Origin of the sequence: Planktotalea frisia, assembly GCF_001890925.1 — a bacterium.
Taxonomy (GTDB): Bacteria; Pseudomonadota; Alphaproteobacteria; order Rhodobacterales; family Rhodobacteraceae; genus Planktotalea; species Planktotalea frisia.
Genome location: NZ_MLCB01000117.1, coordinates 1 through 11,223 on the forward strand (window position 1 = coordinate 1; position 11,223 = coordinate 11,223).

At 54.9% G+C, this 11,223-nt stretch carries 10 protein-coding genes; 7 read left to right on the forward strand and 3 right to left on the reverse strand.

What is annotated here, in order from left to right; genetic code table 11:
* Positions 1-249: 249 nt before the first annotated feature.
* A complete protein-coding gene (locus tag PFRI_RS07945) occupies positions 250-720 on the reverse strand; it encodes a tetratricopeptide repeat protein (RefSeq protein WP_072630172.1) in 471 nt (156 codons plus the stop codon).
* A 15-nt stretch (positions 721-735) separates the two neighbouring features.
* On the opposite strand from PFRI_RS07945, the gene PFRI_RS07950 reads away from it, so the two are divergent.
* Positions 736-2,019: a cytochrome-c peroxidase gene (locus tag PFRI_RS07950; protein WP_072630173.1), complete on the forward strand. Its 1,284-nt coding sequence runs from the start codon at positions 736-738 to the stop codon at positions 2,017-2,019.
* A gap of 81 nt (positions 2,020-2,100) precedes the next feature.
* On the opposite strand, the gene PFRI_RS07955 is transcribed toward PFRI_RS07950, so the two are convergent.
* Together PFRI_RS07955 and PFRI_RS07960 are read right to left on the reverse strand one after the other, a co-directional pair.
* On the reverse strand, positions 2,101-3,159 hold the full coding sequence (locus tag PFRI_RS07955; protein WP_072630174.1) for an ABC transporter ATP-binding protein: 1,059 nt from the start codon (positions 3,157-3,159) through the stop codon (positions 2,101-2,103).
* 4 nt (positions 3,160-3,163) lie between these two features.
* A complete protein-coding gene (locus PFRI_RS07960) occupies positions 3,164-3,982 on the reverse strand; it encodes an IclR family transcriptional regulator (RefSeq protein ID WP_072630175.1) in 819 nt (272 codons plus the stop codon).
* A gap of 216 nt (positions 3,983-4,198) precedes the next feature.
* Here PFRI_RS07960 and PFRI_RS07965 point away from each other — a divergent pair, with 216 nt between their 5' ends.
* From PFRI_RS07965 to PFRI_RS07990, 6 genes are all read left to right on the forward strand, one after another.
* Complete coding sequence (locus PFRI_RS07965; protein WP_175549240.1) at positions 4,199-5,464, forward strand: ABC transporter substrate-binding protein; 1,266 nt, start codon at positions 4,199-4,201, stop codon at positions 5,462-5,464.
* Positions 5,465-5,584: 120 nt separating this feature from the next.
* On the forward strand, positions 5,585-6,514 hold the full coding sequence (locus tag PFRI_RS07970) for a carbohydrate ABC transporter permease (RefSeq protein ID WP_072630176.1): 930 nt from the start codon (positions 5,585-5,587) through the stop codon (positions 6,512-6,514).
* Positions 6,514-7,362: a carbohydrate ABC transporter permease gene (locus PFRI_RS07975; RefSeq protein WP_072630177.1), complete on the forward strand. Its 849-nt coding sequence runs from the start codon at positions 6,514-6,516 to the stop codon at positions 7,360-7,362. Before PFRI_RS07970 ends, PFRI_RS07975 begins: the two co-directional genes overlap by 1 nt.
* A gap of 1 nt (position 7,363) precedes the next feature.
* Positions 7,364-9,445: an alpha-galactosidase gene (locus tag PFRI_RS07980; protein ID WP_072630178.1), complete on the forward strand. Its 2,082-nt coding sequence runs from the start codon at positions 7,364-7,366 to the stop codon at positions 9,443-9,445.
* Positions 9,446-9,542: 97 nt separating this feature from the next.
* Entirely contained in the window at positions 9,543-10,307 is a 765-nt protein-coding gene (locus PFRI_RS07985) for an SDR family NAD(P)-dependent oxidoreductase (RefSeq protein WP_072630179.1), read from the forward strand.
* Entirely contained in the window at positions 10,304-11,221 is a 918-nt protein-coding gene (locus PFRI_RS07990; protein ID WP_072630180.1) for a 2-dehydro-3-deoxygalactonokinase, read from the forward strand. The genes PFRI_RS07985 and PFRI_RS07990 overlap by 4 nt, the downstream gene beginning before the upstream one ends.
* Positions 11,222-11,223 lie beyond the last annotated feature (2 nt).

Sequence of the window (11,223 nt, forward strand, 5' to 3'; positions counted from 1 at the left end):
CGGATCATGCGGTTAGCTGAATCGTTCTACGGTCAGACGTCAACCCGTCAAAAGTAGGGTGCTCGAGGACTCTGTGTATATTACATTAAATTGGCAATATCCGACATAATAATGATGACTTTTCTTTTGGCGCGTGTGACGGCTCATTCAGTCTCACGCGCCATAATTAACTCCGTACATTTAGTTATATGATCTCAGGCCTGTGTTACACCAAACCCCTTTCCCCACAAACAAAACCCCACTACCCTCCTACCGAAACGGATACATCCACACACGGTAGTCATCGATCAGCACATGGGCCTTATCAATTTGTTCTTGCGTCATTTTCTTCACAACCTCTTCCTGCGAGATCGCCGCATCGGGGTCGCCGCCGATGGCGCTCAAGACATACCACAGATACGCGCGGGTCAAATCAGGCGCGGGCATGCCAAGGCCAACCTCATAGTACCAGCCCACCCCGCTCTGCGCGCCCGGATGTCCTTTCATGGCAGAGCGCAGATACCATTCAAACGCGCGCTCATAGTCCTGCGCCACCCCAAGGCCGAGCGCATACATCACGCCGATCAGCTCCTCAGCGTCCGCATTGCCAGAGCGGGCAGCGGGCCAAAACGCCTCGCGCGCCTCTTCAAAGCGGCCTTGCTCCATCAGATCGCGGCCTTGCTCAATTTCGCCCAGCGCGGGGGTGGCCAAAACCGCCAATATTGCCAGAAATTTGCGCATGTTGCGCTCCTTTTGATGCTACCGCTCAGCGCACAAGCGAATGATCTGCCCGCGCCTTTAACTCCCGATCAGTTTCACCCCAGTGACCCTGAAAAGGCAAGGATTGGGCAGCTGTTATTCTACGATAAGATCCTAAGTGGGAACCGCAATATTTCCTGTGGGACGTGCCATCACCACGATCACGGCGGCACCGATGGTCTCAGCCTTGGGATCGGTGAAGGTGGCATAGGCGTTGGTCCCAAACGAACAGCTGGCACGGGTGATAGCCGCATTCGCAAACGCATACCACGCAATGCCCCAGCGCTGTGGAACATCGGCCACAAGAGCATCACCAACATCTTCCACGATGGGCGTCTGTCGATCTCTGACATTTACGGCAACGGTTTCAATTCCCCGGCCGAAGAATGGCTGCCGAAGGGCCTCGATAATATCACCGCAGCCCAAGCGCTCTTTCCACTGACCGCACAATTTGAAATGGCGGGAAACCCCAAAGAAAACCAGGTCGCAGGTGCAGTGCACGACCGTATTGATGCGGCATGGCCAATCATCGCCAAACGCGTGCGCGCTATCCCTGAATATGCGGATATGTTTGCGGCGGCTTTTGAAGAGATCAATGAGCCGCAAGACCTGACCATCGTGCAAATCGGCAATGCTCTTGGCGCTTTCATTAACACGGAATGGCAAAGCCATGACAGCCTGTTCGATGCCTACATTGAAAACAACATACCACTTCCAGAGGACGCGGCGCGCGGCATGGCGCTGTTTTACGGCAAGGCGGATTGCGCCTCATGCCACTCAGGCCCACTCTTCACAGATCAAAAATTCCTCGCCCTCGGCCTGCCCGCCTTTGGCCCTGGCCGCACGCGCCGGTTTGATCCAATGCCGCGCGATGTGGGGCGTATGGGGGAAAGTGACGCCCTCGAGGACGCTTACCGTTTCCGCACACCGCCACTTAGAAATATCGCACTCACCGCGCCTTACGGCCACAATGGCGCATTCCCAACGCTGGAAAGCATGATCCAACACCACATCAACCCCAAAACATCGCGCTCCATTTGGACCCGCGACATGGCAAACCTGCCAGCGGCACCGTGGCTACAAGCGATTGATTTTACGATACAATCAGACACACGCGAGATGAAACGCCAAAACCGCGCGCTCGACATCACACCCATGATACTGACACCATCAGAAATCTCTGATCTTGAAAGCTTCTTGCACAGCCTCACAGGAAAATCGGGCAACAATCGCCCGTTGGGTCGGCCTGCGACTGTGCCGAGCGGCCTTTCCGTCGACTAACCTTCATCTTTCAAAATAAACTCTGGGGAGCGCGAGGGGCTAGCCCCTCGCCCCGGTCGGAGCGCGCAAGCGATCCAAAACCTATCTGATACGCATCTCACTCGCTGCATCAAAGACATAGGAACGACTGTCTTCAAAACTCAAACCAACCACGTCGCCATCTTTGGAACGCACATCGCCGCGTTCTTCCACCACGATCCGCTCCCCCGTTTCCGCAACCAAATAAGCATATGAAATTCCACCAAGGCTTTCGGTCATATCAACCTTATGGGTCGAACCCGCAGGATCAATCGTGATGTGCTCAGGGCGGATCCCGTAACTCACCTTCGCGCCTGCAACGCCATTTACACCTGTCGCCACATCTCTTTGCAACGCGGGCACCGTGACAGAGCCACCTTCGCCCAGAACACCGTCCATAAAGTTCATCGCAGGAGAGCCGATAAAGCCCGCAACAAACTTGTTATCCGGATCACGATATAAGTCCATCGGGCTCCCAAACTGCTCGATCACACCAAGACGCAGCACCACGATCTTATCCGCCAAAGTCATCGCTTCGACCTGATCGTGCGTAACGTAAATCATCGTCGCGCCGATTTCCTTGTGCAGGCGCGCGATCTCGACACGCATCTCCACACGCAATTCCGCGTCCAAATTCGACAAAGGCTCGTCAAACAAGAACACTTCAGGCCCGCGCACAATTGCACGTCCGATAGAGACACGCTGACGCTGACCACCAGACAATGCGGCTGGCTTGCGTTCTAAATACTCATCAAGCTTCAGAATGCGGCTCGCTTCTGCAACCTTCTCGACAATCTCAGCCTTGGGGTGCCCGTTCATCTTCAGACCGAACCCCATGTTATCACGCACCGTCATATGCGGGTACAAAGCGTAGGTCTGAAACACCATCGCCACGCCGCGCTGTGACGGATCGGCACGTGTTACATCACGCTCGCCAATGTTGATCTGGCCATCTGTCGTTTCCTCTAAACCAGCAACCATGCGCAGCAATGTGGATTTGCCGCAGCCAGAGGGGCCGACGAACACGCAAAACTCACCATCTTCGATTTCAAGATCGATCCCGTGGATCACCTGAACATCACCGTATTTCTTAATGACCTTATTGAGCGTCACACCTGACATAAGCCTACCCCTTTGCCGTCTTTACGGATTGAAATTTCGATTGATCTGGAAAGCGCCAGCTTTCCGCTTCATTTGCGATCGCCGTTGCGGCCAATTGAATACGCGGCACCAAAGCCTCAAGCGCGGCCAAGTTGGTGCGCTGTGTAGAACTTGTCACCGACAAGGCCCCAAGCACACGGCCCTGCGCCGTCAAAATGGGCAGAGCGACACATATAATGTCAGGCTCATGCTCTTCACGGTCAAAGCCATAGCCGTTGCTGCGAATATCGATCAATTCAGCACGCAAGGCTGCTTCATCAGCGAGCGTGAACTCAGTGAATACGTGGAAGCTCTGCTGCCCAATCACTTCGGCCAGATGTGGCGCATCAAGGTAGGCCATCATCGCCTTGCCAACGCCTGTGCAATACGCGGGGCCAACTTTTCCAGCTTGGCTAAACATCTCGATTGGTTTTCCGGGGTCAATCTTATCGACATAAAGAACTTGCGCATGATCCATCTGTGCAAGGTGAACCGTTTCACCCACATCACGCGCCAATTTTTCGATGTGCGGATGCGCCACTGGCGCCAACGAGGACTGCTGCCATGCGGAATGCGCGAGCCGCACCAACCGAATCCCTAATGCATATGTTTGACGATCAGGGTCATAACTCAGCATCCCTTGCGAGGTCAGCGTTTGAATAAACCGATACACAGTAGCCTTAGGGAATTCAGCAATCTCAAGGACATCGGAAAAGCGCACAGGTCGCTCGAAAGAAGCGACAAGATCCAATATCTCCAACGCCTTACCGACAGTTCCGTCGCTTTTACCCTTGTCCAGACCCATCACTTTTTCCTCTCCGCCAACCGCGAGCACTCAACCTAAAATTGCTGCGCTGCCGCATGTGTTGGCTGTTGACAAGCCTAGCCCCGATCCGATTTAGTATCAATATCCAAAACCAAGTTTCAAATAATGGAACTTAACTTCGGAAAAGAAAGACCGATAGGGTGACGCGAGATCGCGCGCCCTTTTCGACATAAGAATGCACCTAGGGAGGACACCATGCGTTCCATCATCAAAGCGTCCGTCGCGACGCTCACAGCTACAACAATCCTTGCGGGCGCTGCGTTTGCAGACGGCCACGGCATGAAACTCAAGGGTGAGCTGAACATCACATCCGACATGTCCAACCCTGCGCCACGCGCAGTGATGGAAGGTCTTGCAGCTCAGTTCGACGAAATGCACCCTGACCTCACGGTTAACCTCACAATCGTTGACCGCGAAGCTTGGAAGACACAGATCCGTAACTCACTCAGCGCCAACGCACCTGACGTTGTGAACTGGTACGCGGCGAACCGCATGGGTCCATATGTTTCTGCTGGCCTGTTCGAAGATGTCTCTGACGTTTGGGCAGACGAGTCCATGGCGGCACTTGCCTCCACAAAAGGCGCGATGACAATCGACGGCAAGCAATGGGGTGTACCATACACGTACTACCAGTGGGGCATCTACTACCGCGAAGACATCTTCAAAGAGCTCGGCCTCACAGAGCCGGCAACGTTCGACGAAGAGATGGCGAACTGCGCAAAGATCATCGACTCTGGTCGCAAGTGCTACACAATCGGCTCCAAGTTCCTTTGGACTGCCGGCGGTTGGTTCGACTACATGAACATGCGTACAAACGGCTTTGATTTCCACATGCAACTCGCTCAAGGCGAAGTTGAGTGGACAGACGAGCGTGTCCGCGAGACATTCGCAAACTGGCGCAAGCTGATCGACATGGGCGCGTTCATTGATGACCACCAGAACTACTCTTGGCAGGAAGCTCTGCCGTTCATGGTCAAAGGCGAAGCAACGGCTTACCTGATGGGTAACTTCTCCGTAGCGCCTCTGCGTGAAGCAGGTCTTACGGATGATCAGTTGGGTTTCTACCAGTTCCCAACAATCGCGGACGTGCCACAGGGTGAAGACGCCCCAACAGATACGTTCCACATCCCATCCGGTGCGACAAACAAAGACGCGGCTAAAGCGTTCTTGGAGTTCGTAACTTCTGCGGACGTTCAGTCTGACATCAACGGTGGCGACAAGCTGGGCCAGCTTCCAGTGAACTCTGCGTCTTCTGTCGCGGACGACAAGTTCATCGCGAAAGGCTTCGAGATGCTGTCCAACAACGCAAAAGGCGGCGTTGCACAGTTCTTTGACCGTGATTTCCCAGCGGAAATGGCATCTGCAGGCATGGAAGGCCTTCAGGAGTTCATGGTGTTCCCAGACAACTTGGATGACATCCTTGCACGTCTCGAAGAGACACGCGCACGCGTCTACAAGTAAGCTATAACGCTTCACTTTCGGCCACTCCCAGACTTTGGGGGTGGCCACCTTACCCCGCTTATCCGCAAGCACTTATTCAGCAGTGTTTTCGCATGTGCATCCAGCTCAGGAGAAGATGTAATGTCCACACCGGTTCCTCAAGATCGTAGTTGGTACAGACGCAATGAGATTGCCATCACTCCGTGGCTTTTCCTCATTCCCGGAATTGCGTTCTTTGCACTTTATGTAATCATGCCGATCTTTCAAAGCTTCTGGATCAGTTTCCACGAATGGGACGGTCTGGGCGAGAAAACATGGGTTGGCACAGCACATTACGAACGCCTTTTCGGCGTTGGCGATCAGAATATAGATCGCAAGTTCGAAGTCTCTTTCTGGAACAATCTCAAATGGTTGGTGCTATATCTGCTCGCCATTCCGATGGGCCTGTTCATCGCGCTGTTCCTCAATCAAACCGTGCGCGGTATCCGCCTTTATAAATCGCTGTTCTTCTTTCCATTCGTGATTTCGCAAGTGGTCGTTGGTCTCGTCTTTTCTTGGTTCTACCTGCCGCGCGAAGGTCTGCTGAACGCAATTCTCGGCTTCTTCAATCTTGGCTCTATCAACATCCTTGGCGATCCGACTATGGCGACCTACGGCATCATCGCCGCAGGCCTTTGGCCGCAGACCGCTTACTGTATGATCCTTTATCTCACAGGTCTAAACGCCGTTGACCCCGAGCAAGTCGAAGCCGCGCGCCTCGATGGTGCTAAGGGTCACAAGATGCTCTGGTACGTGATCCTACCTCAGCTAAAACCCGCGACTTTCATCGCTTTCGTTGTGACCATCATCGGCGCGCTTCGTTCGTTCGATCTGATCTCTATCATGACCAACGGCGGCCCTTTCGGATCGACCCGCGTTCTCAGCTTTTACATGTTTGAAGAAAGCCTTTCCGAGTTTGGCTTCCGCATGGGTTATGGCTCTGCCATCGCAACCGTGCTGTTTTTCATCATGCTCGGCTTTATCGTCTACTTCCTCTATTCCATGTGGCGCGAAGAAAAGGAGGCACGCTGATGTTTCCCACCCCAATCGAAAAGAAGTCCCGCAGCTATCAAATGGCCTATCAAGGCCTGCTGCCCGTGGTTCTTGTCATGTGGCTTTTGCCGCTGATCGCTGTCGCCGTCTTCTCGATCCGCCCAGATTCAGACTTCACCAACGGCAATTACTGGGGCGTTCCGAGCAGCTTCAATTTCTTTGAAAACTACGGCAAAGTCTTCTTTGAGAGCGACATGCCGCGTTACCTGCTCAACTCTGTTTTCATCACCGTGCCCACGGTCCTTGGCACAATCGCACTGTCGTCCATGACGGGTTTCGCGCTGGGTATTTATAAATTCAAAGGCAACCTGCTGATCTTTTTCATGTTCATCGCAGGCAACTTCGTACCCTTCCAAATCCTGATGGTCCCTGTGCGCGATCTGACCGTGAACATGAACCTCTATGACACAAAGACCGGCCTGATCCTGTTCCACATCGCGTTCCAAACCGGATTTTGCACCCTCTTCATGCGCAACTTCATCCGCGCGCTGCCTTTCCCGCTCATCGAAGCAGCCCGCGTCGAAGGCGTGCGCGAATGGCAGATCTTCCTCTACGTCGTCCTGCCCTTGATGAAACCTGCACTCGCAGCCCTTGCCGTGCTGATTTTTACCTTCATCTGGAACGACTACTTCTGGGCGGTCGTCCTCACCCAAGGCCCTGATGCACAGCCCGTCACGGCAGGGATCACCGCCTTTAATTCTCAATATCGCGCGGCGTATCACTTGATGAGCGCAGGCTCTATCGTCGCCGCCCTGCCCCCTGTCTTGATGTTCTTCTTGATGCAGAAGCACTTTATCGCAGGCCTAACACTGGGTGCCGTTAAATAAGATGCAACACTGGAGATTAGATTGCAGCCGCCAGACGCTGGTGCTGGCCGCTACGGGTGCGCGTTTACCGCAAGTGGTTTATTGGGGCGCGCCCCTGCCGATGGCTGAGGACTTGGCGACGATCCACGCCGCACATGCGCTGGACGTAACGGGCGGTATGCTCGATGAGAACCCCGATCTCAGCATTTGCCCCGAAGCCTCGCGCACCTTCCCCGGCCAGCCGGGTATGATCATCCGTTCCGAGAATGGCACGCCCTTGCTGCCGAAGTTCTGCTTTGAAAGCGACGACGTCACCGAAGCTGCGATCAAGCTGGTCTACCGCGATGACACGCACGGTCTAAACTATACCGCCACCTTCCAGATTGACCCTGTCACCCATATCATCACGTCCCAAGCCACACTGGATGCGGACAAGCCAATCCATTTGCATTGGCTCTCTGCCCCAGTCTTTCCTGCATCCCAGCAAAGCGCTGAAATGATCGACTTCGCAGGGCGTTGGTGTGGTGAATTTCAACCCCATCGCACCGCTTGGTCCCCAGGCATCCGCATGCGCGAGAACCGCACAGGGCGCACAGGCCACGAACATTTCCCCGGCTTGATTATCCCTGAATTCGGCGCGACCAACACCACAGGTTCCGCGCACGCGTTCCACTACGGATGGTCCGGTGGTCACAAGATGATCGCTGAAGAGCTTCCCGATGGTCGCCGCCAAATCCAGTTCGGCCACGCACCACGGGTCGAGGCCACCGCCTCCACGCGCTTCACCTCCGCACCACTTTATGCTGTCTATAGCTACGATGGGTTAAACGGCTGCGCCGTCTCGTTCCAACGCCACGTGCGCGATCATATCGTCACATTCCCCGATCCAAACCGCCCGCGCCCTGTGCATTACAACTGCTGGGAAGCGGTCTATTTCGATCACAAACTCGACGTCCTGAAAGACATCGCAGACCGCGCCGCCGACTTAGGCGCGGATCGCTTCGTTCTTGATGACGGCTGGTTCGGGCAACGCGATGACGACACCACTTCGCTATCCGATTGGGAAGTCGATCCGCGTAAATACCCAGACGGCCTCGGTCCATTAATTGATCACGTCCATTCCAAAGACATGACCTTTGGCATCTGGTTCGAACCAGAGATGATCAACCCTGACAGCGATCTGCACCGCGCGCATCCTGATTGGGCACTCGGCTCTGAGGATCAAACCCTTGGCCGTCAACAAAAAGCGCTTAACATGGCCCTGACAGAGGTGCGCGACTTCATCTACGACCGCATGGCCGCAATCCTGTCTCAGTACCCGATTGATTACATCAAATGGGACCACAACCGCGTGCTCCCCGCCCCTGATGCTGCGCAAACACGCGGCTCTTATGCGCTGATCGACCGTCTGCGCGCGGACTTCCCAATGGTAGAGATAGAAAGCTGCGCTTCGGGTGGTGGTCGCATCGACTTTGGCATCCTGACCCGCACGCAGCGCGTCTGGCTCTCAGATTCCAACGACGCGCTTGAACGTCTGCGCATGCAACACGACGCCGCCCTCTTCCTACCACTCAATGTCACAGGCTCTCACGTCGGCCCGCGCCATTGCCACACCTCTGGCCGCGTGATCGACATTTCCATGCGCGCATGGGTCGCCGCACAGCGCCACATGGGATTTGAGATGGACCCCCGCGAGCTGACTGCGCACGAACATACCGTCCTCAAAGACGTGACCGCGTGGTGGAAACACAACCGAATTTGGATGGAGCGCGCAGATATCTTGCGCCTTGATAGCGCGGATCCCTCATTGATCGCAGAACAACAATTGGCCGAAGATGACACGCAATTCGTGGTTTTTGCGGGCAAAGCCGCGACCTCAACCCAAATCGCGCCACGTCCTTTACGCATGACGCGTCTTGATCCAGACGCGCAATACGAGATCTGTCTGCGCAACCGCATCACAGCACCCTCACTTTCGCGTGGGACACCGATCCTGAAAAATGAAAATATCACCGTTTCCGGCAACTATCTCATGCACCAAGGCCTCACGCTGCCGTGGGATTTCCCCGATACTATGTGGGTCATCGAAGGGCGCAAACTCTGATTCTTCCTCTCTTTAAAAATATCTCAGTAATTTTCCGTGGCGGAGGCCTCGATTTTTCTAGAAAAATCGGCCACCCTCACCGCAAGGAGCTTCGACATTGACTGCACAATTTAGCGAATTCAAAGACGCCTCGATCTATATCACAGGCGGTGGCAATGGCATTGGCGCAGCTCTCACCGAGGGCTTCGTGAAGCAAGGCGCGCGCGTTGCCATAGTCGGTCGCTCGGATGCCACAGAATTCTGCAATGAAATGAAACAGAAGCACGGCAATCGCCCCCATTTCATGCAATGCGACATCACAGACATTGAGCGTCTTAAAGCGACAATGAATGAGGCCGCCGAGCGCCACGGCCCGATCACCACGCTGATCAACAACGCCGCCAATGACAAACGCCATGCCACTTCCGAAATCGACGAAGATTTCTACAACTGGATGATGGACATCAACTTCAAAGCTTACGTCTTTGCCTGCCAACACGTAGCGCCAATGATGGCCGCAGCTGGTGGTGGCTCCATCATTAACTTCACTTCGATTTCTTACATGATGGGCAATGCAGGCTACCCCCTCTACACCGCCGCCAATTCCGCGATCAACGGCCTCACACGATCGCTCGCGCGCGAATTCGGGCCCGACAAGATCCGCGTCAACGCGCTCGCGCCCGGTTGGGTTCTCACGCAAAAGCAAAAGGATATGTGGGTGACTGAAGACGGTCTTGCAGCACATCTGGAACGTCAATGCCTTGATGATCCACTTGCCCCCGAAGACATCGTTGGCGGCACGCTGTTCCTCGCATCTGATCTTAGCCGCGCCATGACGGGCCAATCACTGGTGATCGATGGCGGCGTTGTGGTGACAGGATGAGCCAAGCTGCGCCCATTTCACCAGACTGGATTGCAGTTGATTGGGGCACGTCCAATTTGCGTGCCTTCGCGATGGATGCAGGCGGCACCGTTTTGGGCGAAGCAACGTCTGACAAAGGCATGTCTTCGCTCGCGCCAAACGAATTTGAACCTGTTTTGCGCGCACTGATTGCCGATTGGACCGTCCCTAATCCATGCACCGTCATCGCCTGTGGCATGGTCGGATCGCGCCAAGGTTGGCAAGAAGCACCTTATCGCGGCGTCCCTTGCAGCGCTAAATCAGATGCGCCGGTTCGCGTGTCCAACGTTGGTGATGATCTGCACGTCTGGCTGATTTCAGGCATCAAACAGCCCGATCCGGCCGACGTCATGCGCGGCGAAGAAACCCAAATCGCTGGCTTTCTCGCCCTTAATCCGGATTGGGACGGCGTGTTGTGTTTGCCAGGCACCCATTGCAAATGGGTCCACGTGAGCGCGGGCGAGATCGTGAGCTTTCGCACCTTCATGACTGGCGAACTGTTCGACGCCATAAGCACAGGTACAGTTTTACGCCACTCTCTCAACGGCACTGACATGGACGAGAGCGCGTTCCTGAATGCCGCATCCGAGACGCTATCAAGGCCAGAAAAGTTCACCACCAACCTTTTTTCACTACGTGCGGCTGACTTGCTCAACGGACAAAGTGCCGCCACCGCACGCGCCAAGCTGTCCGGCGCGCTGATCGGAATGGAGCTGGCCGCGGCCAAACCATATTGGCTCGGTCAAAACGTCGCGTTGATTGGATCCAGCACTTTGTGCACTCTTTACCAGCAGGCCCTTGCGCAGCAAGGCGTCGACGCCACTTTAAGTGACGCAGCATCCGTGACCCGCGCTGGATTATGCGCAACCTACAAAGCATTAACCGGAAAGTCATAATT

Excerpts from the sequence above, each read along its gene's own strand:
- PFRI_RS07980 (WP_072630178.1), top strand. The coding sequence starts at position 7,364 with ATGCAACACTGGAGATTAGATTGCAGCCGCCAGACGCTGGTGCTGGCC.
- PFRI_RS07990 (WP_072630180.1), top strand. The coding sequence starts at position 10,304 with ATGAGCCAAGCTGCGCCCATTTCACCAGACTGGATTGCAGTTGATTGG.
- PFRI_RS07975 (WP_072630177.1), top strand. The coding sequence starts at position 6,514 with ATGTTTCCCACCCCAATCGAAAAGAAGTCCCGCAGCTATCAAATGGCC.
- PFRI_RS07970 (WP_072630176.1), top strand. The coding sequence starts at position 5,585 with ATGTCCACACCGGTTCCTCAAGATCGTAGTTGGTACAGACGCAATGAG.
- PFRI_RS07960 (WP_072630175.1), bottom strand. The coding sequence starts at position 3,982 with ATGGGTCTGGACAAGGGTAAAAGCGACGGAACTGTCGGTAAGGCGTTG.
- PFRI_RS07965 (WP_175549240.1), top strand. The coding sequence starts at position 4,199 with ATGCGTTCCATCATCAAAGCGTCCGTCGCGACGCTCACAGCTACAACA.
- PFRI_RS07945 (WP_072630172.1), bottom strand. The coding sequence starts at position 720 with ATGCGCAAATTTCTGGCAATATTGGCGGTTTTGGCCACCCCCGCGCTG.
- PFRI_RS07950 (WP_072630173.1), top strand. The coding sequence starts at position 736 with ATGCTACCGCTCAGCGCACAAGCGAATGATCTGCCCGCGCCTTTAACT.
- PFRI_RS07955 (WP_072630174.1), bottom strand. The coding sequence starts at position 3,159 with ATGTCAGGTGTGACGCTCAATAAGGTCATTAAGAAATACGGTGATGTT.